Below are 22,052 nucleotides of genomic sequence, written 5' to 3' on the forward strand. Positions count from 1 at the left end.
CGCGCGGCCCATCAGCCCCGCGCCGCCGCGAACGGCCCGCCGCCGCCGAACACCCGCGCCGCGAACCGCTCCCCGACCCGCCGGTGCGCGGCGGCGTCAAGGTGCAGCCCGTCCGGCAGCGGCAACTCCTCGTGGTCGTCCGGCCCATACAGCGCCAACCCGTCCAGATAGAACAAATGCGGGTCATGCGCCCGGCGCTCCGCCACGATCCGCGCCAACTCCTCCCGGACCACCCGCAGCGTCAGCCTCCCGGCCGCCCGCTCCGCCGGATCCCCCGTCGCCCGGAACCGCACCCGCCCCGCCCGCAGCGCCTCCACGTCGAACGCGCACGGACCGGGGGTGTCCTCGTGGATGGGGCAGAACAGCGGCGACACCACCAGCAGCGGAGCCGCCGGGTGGCCCTCCCGCACGGTGTCGAGGAACCCGTGCACCGCCGGCCCGAACGCCCGCACCCGCATCACATCCGCGTTGACCAGATTGACGCCGATCTTGAGGCTGATCACATCGGCCCGCGACACACGCATCGCGCGCGCGGTGAAGGGATCCAGCATCGCGCCGCCGCCCAACCCCAGGTTCACCAGCTCCACCCCGGCCCCCAGCGCGGCAACCGCCGGCCAGATCCCCGTGGGCGCCGCCGCGTTGGACCCCTGACTGATCGAACTGCCGTGGTGCAGCCACACCCGCCGGCCCCGATCCGGCAGCGGCTCCACCGGCGCGTCGGTGCGCAGCGCCACCAGCTCCACCGACTCGTTGTGCGGCAGCCACACCTCCACGTCCTTGACGCCGCCCGCCAGCCCCGCGAACCCCACGGTGCCCACCGGACCCGGCCGCACCTCCCGCTCCCCGGTGGCCATGGACACCACCACCGTCCTGCCCCCGGCCACCGGCGCGCCGTCCACCCGCCGGCCGTCCACCACCAGCTCAAAGACACCCTCGGGGCGCGGCGGCGCACCCTCATAGACCATCCGCGTGGGCAGCGCGTCCACCTCCACGGCGGTGGCCGCCGTGCGAAACGCCAGCCGCACCCCCGAGGGCTGGGACTCGGCCATGGCCAACTGGGGGTCCGCGCACTGGGCGCGCGCCCAGGCCGGCAGCCGGTGCGGCAACACCCCCTGGTCGGTGCGCTCCAGTTCGAAGGCGCCGCGCACCAGGGCGGCGGTGATGGGCGTGGTGGTCCAGACGGACGGAGTGGGCATGGCGGCAACCTGCGATTCGATGGGTGATGGTCGCGCGCGCGGCGCGCGGCGCGCGGCGGTCAAGGGAACAGGGCCGGCGCCGGGCGGCCCCCGCACTCAGGGCCGGGGCCAGTTGCGCAGCAGGGAGTCCAGCGCGTCGATCGTGCGCGCCCAGGTCTCCTGGGTGTCGGGCGCGCTGTGGCTGAACCCGCCCCCCAACTCCAGGCTCACGTAGCCGTGGAACACGCTGCCCAGCAGCCGGACCGCGTGGACCTGCTCGGACTCGGGCAGGTCATAGCCCCGCAGCACCGCCCGGGTCATCTGCGCGTGGCGCACACCGGCGCTCGCCGCGGCCGCCTGCGGGTCCAGCCGGAGCTGCGCCGCGGCGTAGCGGCCGGGGTGCTCGCGCGCGTAGTCGCGGTAGACGTCGGCGAACGCCGCCAAGGCGTCCTTGCCGGCCCGCCCCGCCAGCGCCTCGGCGGCGCGGTCGGCCATCTCCTCCAGCGCCGCCAGGGCGATCCGGGTGCGCAGGTCCTGGGAGTTCCTGACGTGGGAGTAGAGGCTGGCGACCTTGACGCCGAACCGCCGGGCCAGCTCCGACACGGTGACCCGGTCGAAACCGATCTCGTCGGCGAGTTCGGCACCCGCCTGGGTGAGGCGTTCGGCGGTGAGGCCGGCGCGCGCCATGGGCACCCCTCCTGTTCCGAATCCCACCCTAGGTTGCCTAAACGTTTTAGGCAAACCCTCATCGCTCTTAGGTGAAATGGGCGGCGGCCCCGCGCCCACCGGGGCGCGAGGCCGGCCGACGACGGCGATCGACGGCGATCAGTCCAGCACCGCGTAGGCCTCGACCTCCACGAGCACATCGGGCTCGAAGAGGTAGTCCACGCCGATGAGCGAGACGGGCGGCAGCGGGCGCGGGATCCCCAACTCCTCACTCACGTTGTCCACGCCCGCCATGAAGGCGTCCATCTTGTCGGGCGTCCAACCGGTGACGAAGAACCGGAGGCGCACGACGTCGGAGAACCCCGCCCCCGCGCCCGCCAGCCCCCGCGCGGTGTTGCGCAGGGCCTGCTCGACCTGGCCGGTCAGATCGCCGACGGCCACCGGCCGGGCCTCGGCGTCGCGGGAGATCTGGCCGGCCACGTGCACGTGGCGGGAGCCGGTGCCGATCGAGACGTGGTTGTAGGCCACGGGCTGCATCATGCCCTGGGGAGACAGCATCTGGACGGCCATGGGAGTCCTCTCGGGTTGCGTTCCTTGCGGTATCCCATGTCTACTTGGTACACAAAGGGAACTTCAACGAGACCAGGTGTCATGGGAGAAACCGCCGAAACCACCGCCGAGCGCCGCGTGATCGCGCCCCGCCACCGCGAACTGCTGGACCAGGTCCTGGACAAGTGGTCGCTCCAGGTGCTGGACCAACTCTGCGAGCGACCCCTGCGCTTCAACGAACTGCGCCGCGCCATCCCCGTGGTGACCCAGAAGTCGCTCACCGCCACCCTGCGCCGCCTCGAACGCAACGGGATGGTCGAACGCGTCATCACCAGCACGCGCCCCCTGGCCGTCGAGTACCGCATCGCCCCCCTGGGCAGGACGCTCCAGGACCTCATCGACGCGCTGCTGGACTGGTCGGCCGCCAACCTGCCCGCCGTGGAACGCGCCCGGGAGCGCTTCGACGCCGAGGAGGGGTAGTCCAGCCCCGGCCGCGCCGCACGATCCCCGCCCGGCGGGGGCGCCCTCGTGTCGCCCGCGGCACCGGGTACGCGCACCACCGCAACGGGGGTGCGCGCACTCCTGACGGCGACGGCGGGCCTCCGCGAGGCTGACGACGCGGACCCGCGAGCCCGGACGGCTCGGGTCCGCGTACCCCTCGCCTCGGAAAGGCCGCCATGTCCTCCACCCCACCTCCCCACCGCCCCGCACCGGGGTTCCGCTTCGGCCGCCAGGTCGCCCAGTTCACCGCCGTGTGCATCCTCATCACCTGGGTGCCGATGGCCGTCCTGGCGCTGACCGGCGCCAACGTCGACGAGGGCCTCGCCATGCCGGTCTTCGTGGTGGCCGCCTGCGGCCCCAGCCTCGCGGCGCTGGTGATGTGGCTGCGCAACCGCCGCCAGATGCCGCGCACCCCCGTGCGGCTGCGCGCCTCCTGGCCGGTGCTCTCCCTGCTCCTGGGCGCGGCACCGATGCTGGCCGTCACCGCGCTGCTGCACGGCCACGAGTGGGCGGTCGTCGCCCAGCACGCGGCCTCGGTGACGGCGAGCGTCGGGGGCCCGCTCGGCGTCCTGGCCTACACGCTCCTGGCCGGACCGCTCGCCGAGGAGTTCGGCTGGCGCGGCTACCTCCTGCCCCGCCTGCGGCCGGATCCAGACCACCGTGCTGCTGGGCGCGGCGTGGGCCGTGTGGCACCTGCCGCTGTTCTTCCTCACCGGCACGGGGCAGCACGAGACCGGGCTGCTGACCTGGGAGGGCGCGCTCTTCTTCGGCACCCTCCCGCCCCTCACCTACATCATGCTGTTCGCCTACGAGCATCTGGCCGGCGGAGTGTGGTCGGCCGTGCTCGTCCACGCCGCCTGGAACGCCACCGACGCGCTGGTGCCGGAGGTCGGCGGGACGGGCCAACTGCTGCGCTCGGCCTTCACCCTGGCCCTGGCCGTCGCCGTGGGCGTGTACTGGTACGCGCGGCGGCGGAACGCGTCGGCGGAGGCGTCTCCCGCACCGGTCGCCGGCGCCGCCACCTGAGGTCGCCACGCGTGGCTGTCCTCCGGCCTTCCACGGTGGCGGTGAGGCTGCTCGGGAGGAACGGGACGGCCGCCCGCCCTCGGCGTCGGTGTTGGTTTTTGGCCTTTCGTGGAGAAGGTTTTTACAAACCGTGACCTTTACGACGTAGATTCATAAAGGCACTGGTTTGTCCGATTTCCCCGGGCGCGGCGGAGCGCATGGCCTCCTCCTTGCCGGCGCCCCGCTCCTCCCCGAAGGAAGTGGGGCCGGGTCCGCAACCCGCCCCACTCCCCTCCTCAACCCCGCTCAGGCCGTGCGGCGCTCGCGGGCCGGTGCGCCGCTCCCCTGCTGCCGAGCCGCCACCACCCGCGCCCGCTCCCCCCGAGGGCCGGGCACCTCCCGCGCTGACGCCTCGGCGGTGCGCAGCGCCGCGATGAGGTCGTCGCGGGCGCGGGCCACCCGCGAGCGGATCGTGCCCACCGGCACGCCCACCACGGCGGCCGCCTGGGCGTAGGAGTGGCCTTCGACCTGGGTGAGCCAGAACGCCGTGCGGCGCGCCTCGGGAAGGTGGCGCAGCAGGTCGTCCAGCACCAGCTCCTCCTCGAACGACGGCCCGCCCAGGCCGGCGGCGGTGACCGCCTCCACCTCTCCCCCGGCGGAGCGGGCCGGGCGGGGCCGCGCCGCCATGGCGCGGAAGTGGTCGACGACCGTGCGCCGGGCGATCGCCATGAGCCACACGCGCGCCGGCGCCCGCCCGGCGAACGACGGCAGCGCGCGCAGCGCCCGCACGAACGTCTCCTGGGTGAGGTCGTCGGCGCTCTGCTGGTCGGTGAGGTGGGCGACGAAGCGCCACACCTGTCGGCGGGTGAGCCGGACGAAGTCGTCCACCGCGCCGGGGACGCCGCGCCGGGCCGCCAGGGCGGTCTCGGTGATGGCGCGGTCGTCGGCGGGCGACGCCTCACCGCGCTGGGGGCGTCCGGCGCGCGCCGGACGCGCGCACGCGGCGGGGGGACGCGGGGATCGGGAAGTCTGCATCGAGGTGGTGTCCTTCTCGCTTCGGACATGCCCGGGGCGGGGCCGGCGGGCATGGGCACAGGCTCGCGCGCCGCCGGCGGCACCGCTGCGGGGCGGGCGGACGCGAGCGTGGAACGGGTGCAGGGCGGCCGCGCGGGAGTGCGCGGCGCAGCCGGACCCGCACCCGCCCCGGGAGGCCGGGGCGGCGGCGCGGCACCGGTCGTCCGGCCGGCGTGCCCACCGAAGGAGGGCACGCTCGGACGCCGGCGCGGGCCGGGTTGGGTGCGGGTGTCAGGGTGCGGCGAGAAGGAGCGGCGGCCCGCGCACCACCAGCGCGTGGCGCAGCACGGCCGCCGGAAGGCGGGGCGCGGGGCGCACCGGCGCGGGCGCGAGGGGGCGTGGCGCGGGGGTCCAGCGGGGGCGCACCACCCGGGGCAGGGCGTCGGCGAGCAGCGCGCGCAGGTGGCGGGCGAGGCGGAAGGCGGCGGCCTCACCGCCGCGCAGCCACCACGACGACACGGCGGCCGCCGCGACGTGGACCGCGAACATGCCCGCGCCCCCTCCCCCGCCGCCCTCCTGCGGGGCGGCGGCGGGCAGGGTGTGGCCGAGGTGGGCGGCCGCGGGCGCGGCACCGCCGGGTTCGGCGAGGAGCTGCGCGGCCGTGAAGACCACGTGCAGGCCGAACTGGCTCCACAGCATCCAGCCGAGGATGGTGGCGTAGCCGCGTTCGCGCCCGGTCGGGGCCAGCGCGACGGCGAAGACCGCCGCGAACCCGGCGGCGACGCCGGCGAGGGGGGTCTGGTGGTCCGACATCAGGGCATGGCCGGTGCCGGACACGCCGACCGCGACAGCGGCGAAGACGGCGGCCCGGAGCATGCGCGATGGCGGCGGTCCGTTCACAGCACCGCCATCCTCGCACCGCGCCCGGCCCGCGCGCACCCGGGTCGCCCCGTTGGGGGGCGCGGACCCCCAGCGTGCGGCGTGCGCAACCCGCGCGCACCCGGGGTGGCCCCCCACTGGCGGTGCTCGCGGTGACGGCGGCGGCCGCGTCCCCCTGGAAAGGGGGGTCGGCCTCAGACCGGGAGGGGCGCAGGGCGGGTTTCGTGGGTCGGGCCAACGGCGTTGGTAGGCTGCCCGGCATGGAAACCGCCCCCGCGAGCTCGGCGCCCGAGCGCCTGAAGGCCGTGCCCACCCGCCTGTTGGGCCGGCTGGCCGTGCACAGCCACCGCCTCAGCTCCGAGGCCCTGGCCCAGGCCGGGGTCCGCAGCTACCACTACGCCCTGCTCGCGGCGCTGGCGGAGTTCGGCCCCTCCAGCCAGGCCGAACTGGGGCGGCGCTGCGGGATCGACCGCAGCGACGTGGTGGCGGTCCTCAACGACCTCCAGGAGCGCGGGGCCATCCAGCGCACCCCCGATCCGGCCGACCGCCGCCGCAACTCCATCGTCCTCACCGCCGCCGGGCGGGACCTGCTGCGCCGCCTGGACGCGGTGGTGGCCGAGATCCAAAACAGGCTGCTGGCCCCGCTGAACGCCGAGGAGCGCACCGCGCTCGTGGACCTCCTCGTGCGCCTGGACGAGCACCACGCCCCGGGCGGCCCCGCCGACCCGGCGTGACACCTCCGGGCGGCCGCCCGGACGCCCCCCGCACGGCCGCCGTCACCTCTGTTCACCGCGCCTTGGCGAGCGACCGCCGGGCTTGGGGGCGGAGGGTGCGTCCCCGCCCCGGGGCCGGGCCGCCCACCGCTGCCGCTAGCTGCCGATGCGGGGGAACGGCTCGGTGGAGAACACCACCTCCACCGGCACCTCGAAGTACCGGGCGATCCGAAGCGCCAGGTGCAGGCTCGGGTTGTACTCGCCGCGTTCCAGGTAGCCCACGGTCTGGTAGTGCACGCCCAGCGCCTCGGCCAACTGGCGCCGCGACACCCCGCGCTCGGTGCGCAGCAGGGCGATGCGGTTGTGGATGCGCTCGGCCTCGGCCGCCGACCCCGCGCCGCCGCGGCCGGCGGGCGGGGGCGCGGCGGCGCCCGCGTCGTCCTCGGCGCCGCGCTGTTCGCGCTGTTCGCCCCGGCGGCTAGGCACGCTGCATCGCCCGCCGCCGGCCGGCCTCCATGCGCGAGCCCGACTCGCGCCGCGCCATCCGGCGCAGCACCGCCGCCGCCACCACGAAGCCCACCGCCGCCCAGACACCCATGACCAGCGCGGCCTCCCCCAGCCGCCAGGACTGCCCGATCTCGATGGCCAGCATGGAGTCGGGCAGGAACACCGAGCGCATGCCCAAGGCGATCCAGTACAGCGGGAACACCTGGGCGAGCCCCTGGAGCCACTCGGGGAACCCGGTGACCTGGTAGAACACCCCGGAGATGGCCATGATCCCCATGAACGGCAGCATGACCAGCCCCATGGTGGCGCGCGGGTTGGAGATCAGCGACCCCAGGATCGCCCCGATGGGTGCCAGGGACAGCAGCCCCAGCACCGGCACCCAGGCCAGGGTGATCCAGTCGGTGGGCTGGTAGACCCCGAACCCGTCGAAGAACACGAAGGCGGGGATCAGCAGCAGGACCACCGAGGCCATCGCCACGCACACGACGTAGACGGCCTTGCCGATCAGGTAGGCGGTCACGCCGTGGGGCACCGCCTTGGCGCGCAGCAGCGTGCCGTCCTCGCGGTCCACGGCCAGGCCCTGGGCCACGGTGGTGATCGCGGTGGAGGCCACCAGGAACCCCACGATGCCCGCCAGCCACATGTTGGCGATGGGGATGTCGGTGCCGCGCACGCTCTCGCCGCGCATGAACGTCGACATGCCGGTGAACAGCACCACGATCCCCAGGTAGCCGATCAGGTCCTCGCGGCTGGTGAGGGAGTGGCGGAACTCGGTCCAGCCGCGCCGCAGGCCCGAGCCCACGGCGAGAAGGGTGGTGGCGGTCATCGGATCTCCTCGGCGAACTCCAGCGCCGCCTGCTCGGCGCTGCCGGACTCGTGGCGGTGGACCAGGCTCATGTAGGCGTCCTCCAGGCTGGCGCGGCGCACCTCCAGGTCGGCGACCGCGTCGCCGTGCTCGGCGAGCAGGCCGCGCAGGAACCCGGTGGCGTCGGAGGTGCTGTGGACGAAGCGCCGGCCGTCGCGGGTCCACTTGACCTCGGCGTCGGCGGGCACCTGGGCGGCCAGCCCCTCGGCGGTGCCCTCGGCGACGATGCGCCCGCCGGCCATGATGAGGATGCGGTCGGCGAGCTTCTCGGCCTCGTCGAGGTCGTGGGTGGTGAGCAGCACGGTGGTGTCCTCGTCGGCCAGACCGTGGACGATGTCGTGGAAGTCGCGTCGGGCCTCGGGGTCGAACCCGGCGGTGGGCTCGTCCAGGAACAGCACCTCGGGGTTGCCCACGATGCCGATGGCGACGTCAAGGCGGCGGCGCTGCCCGCCGGAGAGGGTGTTGACGCGGCTCCCGGCGTGGGCGGTCAGCCCCACGGTCTCCAGGAGTTCGGCCACGGGCCGGGGGCGGCGGCGCCGGGGCGAGGAGTAGGGGCCGTAGAAGCGGGCGAGGTAGGACAGCAGCTCCTCGACCCGCCAGCGGCCGTGGTCGCGCCAGGACTGCAACACCACGCCCAGGCGGGCGCGCCAGTGCTCGTCGCCGGTGGCGGGGTCGGTGCCAAGGACCCGGACCTGGCCGCCCGATCGCGTGCGGAAGCCCTCCAGGATCTCGATGGTGGTGCTCTTGCCCGCGCCGTTGGGTCCCAGCAGGGTCAGCACCTCGCCCCGGTGGGCGGTGAAGCTGACGCCCTTGAGCACGTCGGTGCCGCCGTAGCGCATCCGCAGGTCGCTGACCTGGATGACCGCGTCCTGCGCCGGGTCGGCGGCGGGGTCGGGGTCGGCGCGGTCGGCGGCGGCGGTGCGCCGCCGATCGCGGTCCAGCATGGCCATATCCGTCATACCTTTCATCGGTGAACCGCTACCGTTTATAGCACTCCTACTACATCATGGCCAAGGTGTACGAGAAACCGCAGGTCGCAGCGGTGCATCGAGGGCGGCGCCGGTAGTCGGGCGCCCCACCCGTCTTGCCGCGGCGCCCGCCGGGGGTCATCATCGCCCTGACACCGGCCGCTTCAGGGCCGGTCCCCCACCCCCTTGGGAGGTGCGCCGGTGGCCCCGCCCTCGGTCGCGATCATCGGCGCCGGATTCGGCGGCCTGGGCATGGCCGTCCGGCTCACGGCGGCCGGCTACCGCGACGTCACCGTGTTCGAGAAGGCCGACGACGTGGGCGGGGTGTGGCGCGACAACACCTACCCCGGCGCCGAGTGCGACGTCCCGGCCCACCTCTACTCGTTCTCCTTCGCGCCCAACCCCCGCTGGACGCGCCGCTTCCCCCGCCAACCCGAGATCCGCGACTACCTGCGCGCCTGCGTGCGCCGCTACGGGCTGGCCCCGCACCTGCGGCTGAGCACCCCGGTGCGCGGCGCCGCCTTCGACGAGGCCGCCGGCGAGTGGCGCCTGGACCTCGGCGGCGGGCGCACCCACCGCGCGCGCGTGCTGGTGTCGGCCGTGGGGCAACTGGGCACCCCGGCGCTGCCCGACATCCCCGGCCGCGACTCCTTCGCCGGCACCGCGTTCCACTCCGCCCGCTGGCGCCACGACCACGACCTGTCCGGACGCGCGGTGGCGGTGGTGGGCACCGGCGCCAGCGCCATCCAGTTCGTGCCCCGGATCCAGCCGCTGGCCGAGCGCCTCACGCTCTTCCAGATCGACGCGCCCCACGTGCTGCCCAAGGGCGACCGCCCCTACGGACCCGGGGCCGCCGCGCTGTTTCGCGCCCTGCCCGCCGCCCAGCGGCTCAGCCGGATGCGCCAGTACTGGGCCTATGAGTGGCGGGCGCCCGCCTTCACCCGCTGGCCCGCGCTGATGTCGGCGGTGGACGCCTGGGCCGTGGCGCACCTGCGCTCGCGCGTGGCAGACCCCGGCCTGCGCCGCGCGCTGCGGCCGGCCGGCCCGCCCGGCTGCAAGCGGATCCTGCTGTCCGACGACTACTATCCGGCTCTGGAGCGGCCCAACGTGGAGGTGGTGACCTCGCCGATCACCCGGATCGGTCCGCGCGGGCTCACCACCCAGGACGGCCGCCACCACACCGCCGACACCCTCGTCTACGGCACCGGGTTCGCCGCCGCGCGCTTCCTCGACGGGCTGGAGGTGACCGGCCTGGGCGGGCGCGACCTGCACGCGGCCTGGGACGGCGGCGCCGAAGCCTACCTGGGGATCACGGTCGCCGGGTTCCCCAACCTCTTCCTGCTCTACGGCCCCAACACCAACCTGGGCCACAACTCCATCGTCCACATGCTGGAGTCGCAGATCCACTACACCCTGGAGTGCGTGCGCCTGCTGGAGCGCCGCGGCCTGCGCTGGCTGGACGTGCGCCCCGCGGCCCAGCGGCGGTTCGCCGACTGGGTGGCCGAGCGCACCCGCGCCACGGTGTTCGACCGGGGCTGCGCGAGCTGGTACCGCACGGCATCGGGCCGCCACACCGTGAACTGGCCGGGGTCGACGGTGTCCTACCGCCTGCGCACCCGGCGGGTGCGGCTGGGTGACTACCGGCTCCAGCCGCGCGACGCCCCGCCGCCGGGCGCGCCCGGGCCGCTGGGCCAGCCCCACCGCCCGGCGGCGCCGGCCCCACCGGAGCCCGCGCCCGAGCCTCGGCGCTAGCCGGCCGCCGGGGCGGCGCCGTAGCGCTGGGCGGCGCGCTCGCGGGCGCGGGCGGCGTCCTCCTCGCGGGAGCGCGGCGGGGCGGCGGTCACCAGGGAGTCCAGGAGTTCGGCGGTGGCGGCGGCCACGGCCGCAACGGCGCGGTCGAACGCCTCCTGGTTGGCGGCCGAGGGGCGGGTGGTCCCGCTGACCTTGCGGACGTACTGCACCGCCGCGGCGTGGACCTCATCGGAGGTGGCGGGCGGCTCGTAGTTGTGCAGGCGGCGGATGTTTCGGCACATGCCTCCACGCTACCCACCGGCACCGACAAACGACCGGGCCGCTGAGCGGGCGCGCGGCACCCCGCGCGCCGGGCTCAGGCGGCCGCGCGGACGCGGCGGGCCACATCGGCGTCGCGGGAGGCGCGCACCAGCCCGGCGGTGAGCGCGGCCATCTCCTCTCCCCCGACCAGGGCGGCCAGCTCCTTGGCCGAGGACGGCAGCCCCAGGCGGGCGGCGCCGCCCCGGGCGCGCCGGTCGGCGTAGGGCCGCAGCCACGGCCACACCGCCTGGGCCTCGCGGCAGAACACGGCCGCGCCGGTGGGCCCGATCCCGGGGAACCCCTGGAGCGCGGCGGCCAGCCGGGTAGCCCGCCCCTCGGCCGCCGCGCCCATCCGGCGCAGGTCGCCGCCGTAGCGCTCACCGGCCAGGTCGGCGCACTCCCCCAGGCGGGTCGCGGTGCTCTCGTCGTAGCGCACGTAGCGGCCCCGCCCCAGGGCGTCCACGCGCTCCTGCCAGCTCAGGCCGGCCATGCCGGCGGGGGTGGTGCCGCCGGCGGCGAACAGTTCGCGGGCGGCGGCCACCGCGATGTCGGCGGAGATCCGCGCCGAGACCAGGTTGACCACCACCAGCAACTGCCACAGCGGCGCCGGGCGGTCGGCCAGGCGCACGCCCGCCTGCCCGGCCAGGGTCTGGCCCGCCTCCTCCAGCACCGCGCGCGCGATCCTCTTCTGGGCTGCGGCCGCCATCGCCTGCCCCTCCGTTCCCGATCCGCCGCGCGGCCGGTCCGCGCCGTGGACGGCTCCCGCTACCCCCGACCCGCCCACCGCCAACGCCCCGCACCCACCGAGCGGGGCGCGCGTGGGGCAGGTGCGCGGGATGCGATACCGTTCCTGGGTCCATCGGCCCCCACAGCCGGTGGCGCCTCCGCCCTGCGCTCGCGGAAACCCCCTCCCCCTCCCTGTCGCCGACCGTTTCCGCACCTGGAGGCTGTGTGACCACCGCCCTTGGCCGCCGCGACCTGCTGAAGACGACGGGCGCGGCCGGCGCCGCCGTGCTCGCGGGCGGCCTGCTGTCCACCGCGACCGCCGCCCCCGCCGCCGCGGCCGAACGCACCTGGCGCGCCACCGGAGTCGCCACCGCGTCCATGGCGTCCTTCGACACCACCATGAAGAGCTACATGCAGGCGCGCGGCATCACCGCCGGCTCGCTGGCGGTGGCCCGCAACGGCAAACTGCTCCACGTGCGCGGCTACACCTGGGACGACCCCGCCGTGCCCACCACCCAGCCCACCGACGTCTTCCGGCTGGCCAGCGTGTCCAAGCCGATCACCGCCACCGCCGTCATGCGCCTGGTGCAGACGGGCAAGCTGAGCCTGACCGCCCGCGTCGCCGACCTGCTCACCCTGCGCCCCCCGGCCGGACAGAGCGCCGACCCCCGGCTGGGCCAGGTCACCGTCCGCCAACTCCTCCAGCACCTGGGCGGCTGGGACCGCGACGCCTCCTTCGACCCGCTGTGGAGCGACGCCCGCATCGCCTCGGGCCTGGGCGTGGGCTACCCCCTCAGCAGCCAGGACATCATGCGCTACACCACCGGGCAGCCGCTGGACCACGCGCCGGGCACCACCTACGCCTACAGCAACTACGGCTACCTGCTGGCGGGGGAGATCATCGCCGCGGTCTCGGGCACCACCTACGAGGACTACGTCAAACGCGAGGTCCTGGGGCCGCTGCGCATCTCCCGTATGCGCCTGGGCGCCTCCCTGGCCAAGGACACCTCCGGCGAGGTCGACTACACCTCCAAGTACACCGGCCGGTCGGTCGTCGACGACTCCGGCGCCACCGTGCCCCTGCCCTACGGCGGGTTCAACATGGAGACCCAGTTCGCCAACGGCGGCTGGGTGGGCTCGGCCGCCGACGTGGTGCGCTTCTGCTACCTCTACGACCAGCCGGCCGAGGCCGGGGTCCTCACCGCCGCCTCCATCAAGTCGGTCTACGCCAAGCCCGAGGCCGGCGGCTGGAACGGCTACCACTACGGCCTGGGCTGGTACGTGCGCCCGGTCAGCGGCGGCCAGAACACCTGGCACTTCGGCGGCATGCCCGGCACCTACACGCTGGTCATGCGCAGCGGCGGCCTGAGCATCGCCGCGCTGTTCAACCAGCGCAAGGAGGGCGACGACCTCGACTGGGGCGAGATCGACCCCCTGCTGTGGGACGCGGCCGACGCCGTGGGCACCTGGCCCACCGCCGACCAGACCGCGCGGTACTTCCCGCCGGAGGGCTGGGTGCCGGTGCGCCCCTGAACGCCGGGGCGGTCCGCACACCGCCCCGGTCCCCGGCCCGGCGCGCCCCTTCGGCGGGGCGCGCCGGGCCTTTTCGCGCCGCGCCCGTCCGCGCGCACCCCCCATGACGTGCGCCGTCGCTCCAGGTGGCGGGCCGCCGACGCACCGCCACGGCAAGGCGCCATAGTGGGTCCTGTGGCCGGAGGCACCGGCGCCGCCGCGAGCGGCCCGGCGCGGTCCGGCCGCGTCCTACGCAGACGAAAGAGGAACCATGGTGCAGCTCATCGGCGCGGGATTCCCGCGGACCGGTACCACCTCGATGAAAGCCGCGCTGGAACAGCTCGGCCTGGGACCCTGCTACCACATGTTCGAACTGCTCACCCACCCCGACCACCTGGGGCGCTGGGAGCACGCCGTCCACGACGACCCGGTGGACTGGGACCGGGTGACCGAGGGCTACGCCTCGGGCGTGGACTGGCCCTTCTCCTACTTCTGGCGGGAACTCGCCGACGCCTACCCGCAGGCCAAGGTGCTGCTGACGGTGCGCGACCCCCACCGCTGGTACACCAGCATGGCCAACACCATCTTCCGCCAGATGGAGATGGTCGTCGGGGCCGCCACCGCGTCGTCGCCGCCCGAGACGCGGCGGATGGCGGGCGTGCTGGGCCCCCTCTGGGAGTCGACGTACGGCAACCGGACGGCGCCCGACGAGCGGCGGGCCGTGGAGGTCTTCGAGGCCCACACGGCGGCGGTGGTCGAAGCCGTCCCGCCGGAGCGGCTGCTGGTGTATGAGGCCGGGCAGGGCTGGGAGCCGCTGTGTGAGTTCCTGGGCGTCCCTGTGCCCGACACCCCGTTCCCCCACCTCAACGACACCGAGGCCATGCACCGGGTCATGGCCGACATCGAGGCGGGGCGGGCGCCGGCCTCGCCGTTCACGACGGGCGGCTGAGCCCTCGCGCGCAAGGCGGCCGGCACCCGCGCGCCGGCCGACACGCCGTTCGCGCCCCGCCCCGGCGCCGCCTCGTACGCGGCGCCGGGGCGGGGCCGGGATCGAGGGCGGGGGGCAGCGGCGGGCGTCAGTCCAGGTGGGCGCGGATCTGCCGGATGTGCTCGGGCGTGGTGCGGCAGCAGCCGCCGATCAGCGCGGCCCCGGCCGCCCGCCAGTCGCGCGCGGCCGCGCCGAAGGCGACCGGGTCGCGCGCGCCGCGCCACCGGCGGGCGCGGGGGTCCCACTGCTCGCCGGAGTTGGGGTAGGCCACGGCGGGCACGCCGCTGATGCGGCCCAGGAGGGCCGGGATGTGGCGCGGCGGGGTGCAGTTGACGCCCACGGCCAGCACCCGGGGGTGGCGGGCCAGGGCGGCGGCGCAGTCGGCCAGCGGGGTGCCGTCGCTGATGTGCTCGCCGTCGCGGCAACTGAAGCTCACCCAGGCGCCGATGTGCGGCGTCTCCTCCAGCAGCCGCACCAGGGCGCGCGCCTCGGCGGCCGAGGGGACGGTCTCGCAGGCCATGAGGTCGGCGCCGCTGTCGGCGAGCAGGTGCCAGCGCTCGCGGTGCCAGGCCACCAAACCGTCCTCGTCCAGGTCGTAGGCGCCGGTGTACTCCGACCCGTCGGCGCGGGCCGCGCCGTAGGGGCCGATCCCGGCGGCCACCAGCCCGCCGCCGTGCTCGTCGCGGGCCTGGCGGGCGAGTTCCACCGAGCGCACGATGAGGGCGCGCGCCTCGGCGGCGCCCAGGCCCCGGCGGGTGAAGCCGGGCACGCTGGCCTGGTAGGCGGCGGAGACCGCGACGTCGGCACCCGCCGCGAAGAAGTCGCGGTGCGCGCGGCGGATGAGGGCGGGATCGTCTTGCAGCAGCCGCGCCGACCACAGGTCGTCGCTCAGGTCGCAGCCCAGGTCTTCCAGCCGGGTGGCCAGGCCCCCGTCCAGGACGAGGACGCCGCGTTCGGGCAGCAGGGAGTCCATACACCCAGGCTAGGCGCGCCGCCCGGAGGACCCCAGTCCCGCGCTTGTGCCGCATTCGTCTAGGGTGCGCCGCCGAGCCGATCCCGCCCGTCGGCCGCTCACCTCAGGTTCAGCCCCGCGCCCGTGGTGATGACGCCTAAGCGAGCCCGGCCGCGTGGCGGAGGCCGCCCAGGAGGTGGGTGCGGAAGTCGGCCTGGGCGTAGTCCTCGGACGCGTGGCCCAGGGCGGTGTAGAAGGCGCGGCCCCGGCCGACGCGGCGGCACCAGGCCAGGGGATGGTCGGCGCCCATGTGGCCGCCCCGGTAGGTGCGTTCGTCCACCGACAGCAGGACGCGGGCGCCCGGGCGGGGATCGCGGTCGAAGTCGTACCACTCGTCGGTGCGCGCCCAGGTGGGACCCAGGTGCGCGGTGGCGGGGTGGGTGCGGTCCTCCACCCGCAGCAGCGCCGGTTGGGGCTCGGGGTGGCCGGTGAAGCGGGCGCCGAGGAGGTCGGCGTAGAAGGGCCAGTCGGGCTCGGCGGTGGCGGCGGCGTGCACGCCCACGAACCCGCCGCCGTCGCGGACGTAGGCGTGCAGGGCGGCGCGGGCGGGGCCGTCCAGCACCGGACCGGAGGCGTGGAGGAACACCACGGCCGCACAGTCGGCCAGGCGGTCGGGGCGCAGGGCGGCGGGGTCCTCGGTGGCCTCGGCGTCCAGGTCCAGGGCGCGGGCCAGCTCGGTGAGCGCGGTCGTCCCCGCCGGGATGGAGTCGTGGCGGTATCCGGCGGTGCGGCTGAAGACCAGGAGCCGTGCTGCCATTCCCCAACCCTACGCACCGCCGCCCGCCATCGGCCCCCGCCACCGCCATCCCCCCTGCTTCCCGGGCTCACGGCGTCCTAAAAGACCGATAAGGTATGCGCTGCGGGCGCGGGCGGCACCACAGGCCGGCGCCCGGTCGCCGTCTCGTCGTGAAGGGCTGGTGGATGTACACGGTCCAGGTCTCCCAGTCCCGGCGCCGTGCCGCATCCGACCTCAAGACGGTCCTGGACACCTACCCCGACACCGACCTGTACCTCTACGTCGAGCCCGGCGAGTACGTCGCCGCCGAGCCCTTCACCATCCGGCGCCACGTCATCCTCGTGCCCACCGCCGGCCCCGGCTCGGTCACCGTCACCGTCCCCGGCTCCAACGTCTTCAACGTGCGCGCGGGCCGCCTGGAACTCTACGGCGTGGGCGTCCGCAATTCCTCCACCGAGTACCCGCCGCTCTACGCCCACCCCGGCACCGTCGTCCGGGCCGTCGACGCCGTCTTCGAGGCCCCGCTGCGGGTCAACGCCGTCCAGGCCACCGCCGAGTTCGCCCGCTGCGCCTTCCACGGCGGCGGCCTGCTGCTGGACCGCACCGGCGGAGCCGTCCACGAGTCCCGCTTCACCGGCGCCCGCCTCGCCGTCTCCGGCGCCTGCTCGCCCGAACTGCGCGACCTCAGCTTCACCGGCTCCTCCGACGGCAACGCCGTGTTCATCGAGGGCGGCGCCTCCCCCGCCGTGCGCGGCCTGCGCATCACCGACGCCGGGTCGGCCGCCTACCCCGCCCTCGCCGTGACCGGGCGCACCACCGTCGAGATCGCCGACTGCACCATCACCGGCACCACCAGCGTCCCCCTCATCGCCAAGGACGGCGCCGACCTCACCCTGCGCGGCCTGCGCATCGAGGGAGGCCTGGCCGACCACAACTCCATCGGCGTGGAGAACGACTGCCGGGTGCGCGTCACCGACGCCGAGATCCTGGACTCCCCCGGCTGCGCCGTCCACGCCGTGGGCGGCACCCTCTCGCTGACCGGCCTGCGCGCCCGCCGCCCCGCCTACCTCGGCGTCTCCGTCGTCGACGGCCGCCTCGACGGCGAGAACGTGCGCGTGGAGCACCCCCTCAAAGGCGGCATCGCGCTCAAGAACACCACCACCGCCCTCACCGACGTCGTCGTGGAGGCCGACGCCGCCCCCAGCGACGACCCCGACCAGCACGGCTACGCCGCCCTCGACGTCAGCGGCGGCCGCCTGGAGGCCGACGGGCTGCGGGTCTCCGGCAGCTTCGTGGGGGTCAGCGCCTCCGACGACGCCACTCTGACCCTGCGCGGGTTCGACGTCACCGGCAGCGCCGCCAACGGGCTTGTGCTGCGCAACGGCAGCTTCGGCGAGATCAGCGACGCCCGCATCACCGACTCCGCCAAGGACAGCGTCAACCTCTCCGGCAGCCGCCTGATCCTCAGCGACGCCGAGATCAGCGGCACCCAGACCCTGGCCATCGGCGTCGAGGACAACGCCAGCGCCACCCTCACCGACACCACCGTCACCGGCGGCGCCAACGGCGCGGTGTTCCTCACCGAGCGGGCGCGGCTGCGGCTGGTCCGCTGCACCATCGACGGCGGCCAGGGCCCCGGCATCGTCGGCCCCCGCGAGGCCATCCTCCAGATGGACGACACCGCCGTCACCGACCAGGACGCCGACGGCACCCGCGTCAAGGCCGCCGCCGGCGCCGAATCCGACGCCCACCCCGACGCCGCCGGCGGCCCCCGCCCCCAGCCGCTGGAGGAGCTGCTGGCCGAACTGGACGCCATGACCGGCCTGGCGGGGGTGAAGAAGGAGATCCGCTCGGTGGTGGCCATGCAGCAGGTGAGCGAGAAGCGGGCGCGCGCCGGCCTGCCCAAGCTCAACCTCAGCCGCCACCTGGTGTTCTCCGGTCCCCCCGGCACCGGCAAGACCACCGTCGCCCGCCTCTACGGCCGCATCCTGCGCTCCCTGGGCGCCCTGGACAAGGGCACCTTCGTCGAGGTCGCCCGCGCCGACCTGGTGGGCCAGCACCTGGGCGAGACCACCCAGAAGACCACCGAGGTCTTCCAGCGCGCCCGCGGCGGCGTCCTGTTCATCGACGAGGCATACGCCCTCTCCCGGCGCTTCGGCAGCGGCAGCGACTTCGGCCAGGAGGCCATCGACACCCTCATCAAGCTCATGGAGGACCACCGCGACGAGGTCGTGGTGGTGTTCGCCGGCTACTCCAGCGAGATGCGCTCCTTCCTGGAGGCCAACCCCGGGCTGAAGTCGCGGGTCTCGCGCACCGTGGAGTTCGAGAACTACAGCCCCGAGGAGCTGACCTCCATCTTCGCCGGCATGGCCGCCGCCCAGGGCTACGTCCTGGGCGAGGGCGTCCGCGACCTGGTCGCCGCCCACTTCCGCCGCCAGTCGCGCGACTCCTCCTTCGGCAACGGACGCGAAGCCCGCCGGGTCCTCGAAGGCGTCATCCAGCGCCAGGCCGAGCGCATCATGGAGTCCGCCGCCGAGACCGCCGACGACTTCGCGCTCATCCTGCCCGAGGACCTCGACGGGCTCGTCGGCCCCGGCCTGGCCGCCCGCGTGGGCGACCCCCGCGACCAGGAGCAGACCCGGGCGCTGCTGGCCAAACTCGAGAACATGATCGGCCTGGCCGAGGTCAAGGAGCAGGTCGCGGCCATGATCGCGCTCCTGTCGGCCGGGCGCCGCCGCCAGGCCGCCGGCCTGGAGGCCCCCCAGCCCTCCCGCCACCTCGTCTTCACCGGCGCCCCCGGCACCGGCAAGACCACCGTCGCCCGCATCTACGGCGAACTGCTGGCCGCCATGGGCGTCCTGGCCCAGGGCCAGGTGGTGGAGGTCGCCCGCGCCGACCTCGTGGCCGGCTACGTCGGCCACACCGCCCAGCAGACCCGCGAGGTGTTCGAGCGCGCCCGCGGCGGCGTCCTGTTCATCGACGAGGCGTACTCCCTGACCCGCGGGGGCGCCGGCGGCGCCGACTTCGGCCGCGAGGCCGTCGACACCCTCATCAAACTCATGGAGGACCACCGCGACGAGGTCGTGGTCATCGTCGCCGGCTACACCGAGGAGATGGCGGAGTTCCTGCGCAGCAACCCCGGCCTGGCCTCCCGCTTCTCCCGCACGGTCACCTTCGCCTCCTACACGCCCGAGGAACTGGTGCGAATCTTCACCGCCACCGCCGCCCAGGCCGACTTCGCGGTGCCCGCCGCCACCGCCGCGCGCGTGGAGCAGGTGCTGCGCGCCCAGGAGAGCCGGTTCGCCGAGGGCAACGCCCGCGAGGTCCGCAAGCTGCTCGAGGACAGCGTCACCCGCCAGTCGCGGCGCATCGAGCGCCTCGCCCGCGAGGGCGCCGAACCCACCACCGAGGACCTCCAGACCCTCCTGCCCGAGGACATCGGCTGATCCCACGGGCGCCCCCAACCGGGGGCGCCCCGCACAGGGCCGGCGCGCCGCCCCGTCGCCGACCCCTCGACGGCCGCCGGCCTCAGCCCCGCCCGCGTCCGCGCCCGGGCAGCCAGTCCGGCAGCGGCTCGCGCGCCGCCCGCCACTCCGCCGGCACCCCCTCCACACCGGTGCGCGCCGCCACCACACCGCCCGCCATGGCCGCCGTGGTGTCGGTGTCGCCACCCACGCCCACACAGGCGCGCAGCGCCCCGGCGACCGAGTCGCCGTGCACCGCCGCCGCCCACAGCGCGAACGGCACGGTGTCGGGCGCGCTCACCCGCGAACCGTTGCCCAGCTCGCGGGCGGCCTCGGACGCGCCCGCGCCCAGCAGCGCCCGCGCGCGCTCCAGCCCCGAACGCACCCCGCCGGGCGCCACCCGCTCGGCCACCGCCGCCAGCAGGGCCTCGCCCGAAAGCGCGGGATCGCCCGCCCACACCGACGCGGCCACCGCCACCGCCACCGCCCCGGCCACGCCCTCGGGGTGGGCGTGGGTGACCTCGGCCGAGCGCGCCGCCTCCTCGGCCGCGCGCCGCGGATCGCCCGCGAAGTAGGCGCCCAGCGGCGCCACCCGCATGGCCGCGCCGCTGCCGTAGGACCCGGTGCCGCCGAACTGCGCCGCGGCCGCCGACCGCCAGTCGGCGCCCTGGGCGATGCGCACGAGCAGATCACGGGCGCCGGGACCGTAGCCCCGGCCCTCGGTGAAGCGCGCCGCGAAGAGCCGGGCCAGCTCGTCCTGGTCGGCCCGCCCGGTGCGGAGGAGCACGTCGACGACCGTGGCCGCCATCTCGGTCTCGTCGGTCCAGCGCCACGGGCCCGGCGGCAGCGCACCCGCCGCGATCGCGGCGGCCGCCGCCGCCGCCGCCGGGCGCTGGGTCAGCGCGCCGAAGGCGTCGCCCACCGACAACCCCTCCAGCGCGGCCCGCGTGCGGGCCGCCGCCGAGGGACCGCCCGCCGGGGCGGGCGGGGGCGGCGCCTGCCCGGGGGAGGCCGCCAGGTACTGCGCGGTGAGGTCGGCCATGCGGGCACGCTGGCGGGTGTAGCCGGCCTGGCTGGCGTAGGCGGCCTTGGACACCCGGCTGGAGTCGTCGGTACGGGCGCGCCGCGCCAACTGGTCCAGCTCGGTGATCTGCGCCGTCAGCTCCCCCGCCTGCTCGGGCGGCGCCGCGGCGGCCTGCTCGGCCAACTCCCGGCGCGCCCGCTCCAGGGTGCCGGCGGCGCCCTCGCGGTCCCCCGCCCGCAGCGCCTCGCTGGCCTCGCGCTTGGCGGTCTGGGCGTGCTGGAACGCCTCCTCGGTGCGCACGGTGGGGTTGGGCACCCGCCCGGCGGCGGTGTCGCCGGGCACCACGTTCACCGAGATCGGCAGGGTGGCGGTGTAGGTGCGCAGGGTGGCGGGGTCGGCGTAGGTGGCCACCAGGTCGGCCACGGTGGCGGTGCCCAGCGCCGCGATGCGCGGCACCGTGAAGCGCAGCAGCAGGCGGCGCTGCTCACCGGAGTAGAAGTCGCCCAACTCCAGCATGAGGGAGCCGTCGGGCAGCAGGTTGCCGGGCAGCTCCCCGGCCACGACCACCCCCGCCACCAGCGGCCCCGGGCGCACCTGCAACGACACCGCCTGAGCGGTCTTGGACAACAGGAACTCCGCCTCGCGGGCGATGAGGGCGGCGGCGGAGTCGGGGTCCTCGGCGAACAGCGCGGCCCCGGCGCCGCCGTCGGCCACCGCGCCCAGCAGCGCCTCGTCATAGCCCAGGCCGTAGCCCAGGGTCGTGGTCGTGATCCCCGACCCGTAGCCGCCGCGCGCGCAGTCGGCCAGGGCGGCGTGGTCGGTGATGCCCAGGTTGGCGTGGCCGTCGGAGACCAGCAGCAGGGTGGCGCCCCGGTCGGAGGCGCGGCGGGCCTCCTGGATGCCGCGCAGCAGCCCGCTGGACAGATCGGTGCTGCCGCCCGCCCGGATGGCCGCGATGCGCCGGCGCACGTCGTCCTTGTCGGCCAGCGGACCGGCGGGGACCTCGACCCGGGCCTGGTTGTCGAAGGTGACCAGGCCGAAGTTGTCGGAGGGGTCGAGGCGGTCCACCAGCGACAGCAGCGCCCGCACGGCGCCCTCCAGCCGGGCGCCGCCCATGGACCCGCTGCGGTCGAGCACGATCTGGAGGGTGGCGGGGGGCCGCGCGGCGTCCTTGGGCTGCTCGGGCGCCGTGACGTCCACCAGCACGGTCACGTGGTCGTCGGAGTCGACCGGGATGACGTCGAAGTCCAGCAGCGCGGACAGGTGCATGGCGGCTCCCTCGGTGTGGTCGTGCCCCGGAATATACCGAGGCGGAGGGACAGAACCGGGACAGAACCGGGCGGCGGGCGGGCGGGCGCACCGCGCCCGGCCGGCGGCCCGCCGGCACCGGGCGGGCACGCGGCGGCGCGGGCACCCCTGTGGACAGCCGGCGCACGCCCGGCCGCCGGGCTGCTACCAAAGGGGCATGACAACGTCACCCTGCGTCACCACGCCGCCCGGCAACCACCCGCTGCCGCCGCCGGTGCCTCCCCCGCCCTCCTACCGGCGCGACCGCTCCCGCCGTGCCCCGGCCGCACCGCCCCGGCCGGTCCTCCCCCGGCCGCCCGCCGGCCCGGCGCAGCGGCTTGGGCGCGGGGCAGCGCCGCCCGCTCTTGCCGGACCCGCGCACGAAGCAGGCGCCTGCGAGCGGCCCGCA

General features: G+C 75.6%; 20 protein-coding genes. 7 read left to right on the forward strand and 13 right to left on the reverse strand.

Translation table 11 applies throughout. The annotated features are described in order from the left end of the window. Positions 1-11: 11 nt before the first annotated feature. The 3 genes from LG943_RS14730 to LG943_RS14740 form a co-directional block, all read right to left on the reverse strand. The gene (locus LG943_RS14730) at positions 12-1,196 is read right to left on the reverse strand and encodes an SGNH/GDSL hydrolase family protein (protein WP_270072848.1); all 1,185 of its coding nucleotides are present in this window, start codon (positions 1,194-1,196) and stop codon (positions 12-14) included. A 96-nt stretch (positions 1,197-1,292) separates the two neighbouring features. After that, a complete protein-coding gene (locus LG943_RS14735) occupies positions 1,293-1,862 on the reverse strand; it encodes a TetR/AcrR family transcriptional regulator (protein ID WP_270072849.1) in 570 nt (189 codons plus the stop codon). A gap of 138 nt (positions 1,863-2,000) precedes the next feature. Beyond that, on the reverse strand, positions 2,001-2,411 hold the full coding sequence (locus LG943_RS14740) for a RidA family protein (RefSeq protein WP_270072850.1): 411 nt from the start codon (positions 2,409-2,411) through the stop codon (positions 2,001-2,003). An 81-nt stretch (positions 2,412-2,492) separates the two neighbouring features. Between LG943_RS14740 and LG943_RS14745 the strand changes: the two genes are divergently transcribed. Continuing rightward, the gene (locus LG943_RS14745) at positions 2,493-2,870 is read left to right on the forward strand and encodes a winged helix-turn-helix transcriptional regulator (RefSeq protein WP_270072851.1); all 378 of its coding nucleotides are present in this window, start codon (positions 2,493-2,495) and stop codon (positions 2,868-2,870) included. 681 nt (positions 2,871-3,551) lie between these two features. Then, entirely contained in the window at positions 3,552-3,917 is a 366-nt protein-coding gene (locus LG943_RS14750) for a hypothetical protein (RefSeq protein WP_270072852.1), read from the forward strand. 285 nt (positions 3,918-4,202) lie between these two features. On the opposite strand, the gene LG943_RS14755 is transcribed toward LG943_RS14750, so the two are convergent. Both LG943_RS14755 and LG943_RS14760 read right to left on the reverse strand, forming a co-directional pair. After that, on the reverse strand, positions 4,203-4,931 hold the full coding sequence (locus tag LG943_RS14755; protein ID WP_270072853.1) for a sigma-70 family RNA polymerase sigma factor: 729 nt from the start codon (positions 4,929-4,931) through the stop codon (positions 4,203-4,205). A gap of 270 nt (positions 4,932-5,201) precedes the next feature. Next, complete coding sequence (locus LG943_RS14760) at positions 5,202-5,723, reverse strand: hypothetical protein (protein ID WP_270072854.1); 522 nt, start codon at positions 5,721-5,723, stop codon at positions 5,202-5,204. Between the two features lie 326 nt (positions 5,724-6,049). Between LG943_RS14760 and LG943_RS14765 the strand changes: the two genes are divergently transcribed. Beyond that, positions 6,050-6,523, forward strand: a complete 474-nt coding sequence (locus tag LG943_RS14765; protein ID WP_270072855.1) for a MarR family winged helix-turn-helix transcriptional regulator — start codon at positions 6,050-6,052, stop codon at positions 6,521-6,523. Between the two features lie 135 nt (positions 6,524-6,658). Here the strand turns inward: LG943_RS14765 and LG943_RS14770 are convergent, their stop codons facing one another. The 3 genes from LG943_RS14770 to LG943_RS14780 form a co-directional block, all read right to left on the reverse strand. Then, a complete protein-coding gene (locus LG943_RS14770; protein WP_270072911.1) occupies positions 6,659-6,871 on the reverse strand; it encodes a helix-turn-helix transcriptional regulator in 213 nt (70 codons plus the stop codon). 109 nt (positions 6,872-6,980) lie between these two features. Then, positions 6,981-7,835 (reverse strand): ABC transporter permease, encoded by an 855-nt coding sequence (locus tag LG943_RS14775; protein WP_270072856.1) that lies wholly within the window; start codon positions 7,833-7,835, stop codon positions 6,981-6,983. Continuing rightward, positions 7,832-8,818 carry an ABC transporter ATP-binding protein gene (locus LG943_RS14780; RefSeq protein WP_408648595.1) on the reverse strand — a complete coding sequence of 329 codons (987 nt, stop codon included), beginning with the start codon at positions 8,816-8,818 and terminating at the stop codon, positions 7,832-7,834. Before LG943_RS14780 ends, LG943_RS14775 begins: the two co-directional genes overlap by 4 nt. A 225-nt stretch (positions 8,819-9,043) precedes the next feature. On the opposite strand from LG943_RS14780, the gene LG943_RS14785 reads away from it, so the two are divergent. Continuing rightward, positions 9,044-10,594, forward strand: a complete 1,551-nt coding sequence (locus LG943_RS14785; RefSeq protein WP_270072857.1) for a flavin-containing monooxygenase — start codon at positions 9,044-9,046, stop codon at positions 10,592-10,594. On the opposite strand, the gene LG943_RS14790 is transcribed toward LG943_RS14785, so the two are convergent. Next, positions 10,591-10,875: a DUF2277 domain-containing protein gene (locus LG943_RS14790; RefSeq protein ID WP_270072858.1), complete on the reverse strand. Its 285-nt coding sequence runs from the start codon at positions 10,873-10,875 to the stop codon at positions 10,591-10,593. The two genes, LG943_RS14785 and LG943_RS14790, sit on opposite strands and share 4 nt — an antisense overlap. A gap of 74 nt (positions 10,876-10,949) precedes the next feature. Beyond that, positions 10,950-11,600, reverse strand: coding sequence for an HhH-GDP family DNA glycosylase (locus LG943_RS14795; RefSeq protein WP_270072859.1), 651 nt, complete (start codon positions 11,598-11,600; stop codon positions 10,950-10,952). 245 nt (positions 11,601-11,845) lie between these two features. Here LG943_RS14795 and LG943_RS14800 point away from each other — a divergent pair, with 245 nt between their 5' ends. After that, a complete protein-coding gene (locus LG943_RS14800) occupies positions 11,846-13,153 on the forward strand; it encodes a serine hydrolase domain-containing protein (RefSeq protein ID WP_270072860.1) in 1,308 nt (435 codons plus the stop codon). Positions 13,154-13,403: 250 nt separating this feature from the next. After that, complete coding sequence (locus tag LG943_RS14805) at positions 13,404-14,081, forward strand: sulfotransferase family protein (protein ID WP_270072861.1); 678 nt, start codon at positions 13,404-13,406, stop codon at positions 14,079-14,081. Positions 14,082-14,208: 127 nt separating this feature from the next. Here LG943_RS14805 and mmuM read toward each other — a convergent pair whose 3' ends face one another. Both mmuM and LG943_RS14815 read right to left on the reverse strand, forming a co-directional pair. After that, positions 14,209-15,093 carry a homocysteine S-methyltransferase gene (gene mmuM, locus LG943_RS14810; RefSeq protein ID WP_270072862.1) on the reverse strand — a complete coding sequence of 295 codons (885 nt, stop codon included), beginning with the start codon at positions 15,091-15,093 and terminating at the stop codon, positions 14,209-14,211. A 136-nt stretch (positions 15,094-15,229) separates the two neighbouring features. Beyond that, positions 15,230-15,889 (reverse strand): ThuA domain-containing protein, encoded by a 660-nt coding sequence (locus LG943_RS14815; RefSeq protein ID WP_270072863.1) that lies wholly within the window; start codon positions 15,887-15,889, stop codon positions 15,230-15,232. A gap of 164 nt (positions 15,890-16,053) precedes the next feature. Here LG943_RS14815 and LG943_RS14820 point away from each other — a divergent pair, with 164 nt between their 5' ends. Beyond that, positions 16,054-19,314, forward strand: coding sequence for an AAA family ATPase (locus tag LG943_RS14820; RefSeq protein WP_270072864.1), 3,261 nt, complete (start codon positions 16,054-16,056; stop codon positions 19,312-19,314). Between the two features lie 82 nt (positions 19,315-19,396). Here LG943_RS14820 and LG943_RS14825 read toward each other — a convergent pair whose 3' ends face one another. Next, positions 19,397-21,625: an ADP-ribosylglycohydrolase family protein gene (locus LG943_RS14825; protein WP_270072865.1), complete on the reverse strand. Its 2,229-nt coding sequence runs from the start codon at positions 21,623-21,625 to the stop codon at positions 19,397-19,399. Between the last annotated feature and the right edge of the window lie 427 nt (positions 21,626-22,052).

It is taken from the genome of Streptomonospora mangrovi, from assembly GCF_027604915.1.
In the GTDB taxonomy this organism is placed as follows: Bacteria; Actinomycetota; Actinomycetes; order Streptosporangiales; family Streptosporangiaceae; genus Streptomonospora; species Streptomonospora mangrovi.

What these genes read in the sequence shown, in the direction of transcription:
- LG943_RS14730 (WP_270072848.1), bottom strand. Translation starts at nt 1,196, where the DNA reads ATGCCCACTCCGTCCGTCTGGACCACCACGCCCATCACCGCCGCCCTG.
- LG943_RS14735 (WP_270072849.1), bottom strand. Translation starts at nt 1,862, where the DNA reads ATGGCGCGCGCCGGCCTCACCGCCGAACGCCTCACCCAGGCGGGTGCC.
- LG943_RS14740 (WP_270072850.1), bottom strand. Translation starts at nt 2,411, where the DNA reads ATGGCCGTCCAGATGCTGTCTCCCCAGGGCATGATGCAGCCCGTGGCC.
- LG943_RS14745 (WP_270072851.1), top strand. Translation starts at nt 2,493, where the DNA reads ATGGGAGAAACCGCCGAAACCACCGCCGAGCGCCGCGTGATCGCGCCC.
- LG943_RS14755 (WP_270072853.1), bottom strand. Translation starts at nt 4,931, where the DNA reads ATGCAGACTTCCCGATCCCCGCGTCCCCCCGCCGCGTGCGCGCGTCCG.
- LG943_RS14760 (WP_270072854.1), bottom strand. Translation starts at nt 5,723, where the DNA reads ATGTCGGACCACCAGACCCCCCTCGCCGGCGTCGCCGCCGGGTTCGCG.
- LG943_RS14765 (WP_270072855.1), top strand. Translation starts at nt 6,050, where the DNA reads ATGGAAACCGCCCCCGCGAGCTCGGCGCCCGAGCGCCTGAAGGCCGTG.
- LG943_RS14775 (WP_270072856.1), bottom strand. Translation starts at nt 7,835, where the DNA reads ATGACCGCCACCACCCTTCTCGCCGTGGGCTCGGGCCTGCGGCGCGGC.
- LG943_RS14780 (WP_408648595.1), bottom strand. Translation starts at nt 8,818, where the DNA reads ATGCTGGACCGCGATCGGCGGCGCACCGCCGCCGCCGACCGCGCCGAC.
- LG943_RS14790 (WP_270072858.1), bottom strand. Translation starts at nt 10,875, where the DNA reads ATGTGCCGAAACATCCGCCGCCTGCACAACTACGAGCCGCCCGCCACC.
- LG943_RS14795 (WP_270072859.1), bottom strand. Translation starts at nt 11,600, where the DNA reads ATGGCGGCCGCAGCCCAGAAGAGGATCGCGCGCGCGGTGCTGGAGGAG.
- LG943_RS14805 (WP_270072861.1), top strand. Translation starts at nt 13,404, where the DNA reads ATGGTGCAGCTCATCGGCGCGGGATTCCCGCGGACCGGTACCACCTCG.
- mmuM (WP_270072862.1), bottom strand. Translation starts at nt 15,093, where the DNA reads ATGGACTCCCTGCTGCCCGAACGCGGCGTCCTCGTCCTGGACGGGGGC.
- LG943_RS14815 (WP_270072863.1), bottom strand. Translation starts at nt 15,889, where the DNA reads ATGGCAGCACGGCTCCTGGTCTTCAGCCGCACCGCCGGATACCGCCAC.
- LG943_RS14820 (WP_270072864.1), top strand. Translation starts at nt 16,054, where the DNA reads ATGTACACGGTCCAGGTCTCCCAGTCCCGGCGCCGTGCCGCATCCGAC.
- LG943_RS14825 (WP_270072865.1), bottom strand. Translation starts at nt 21,625, where the DNA reads ATGCACCTGTCCGCGCTGCTGGACTTCGACGTCATCCCGGTCGACTCC.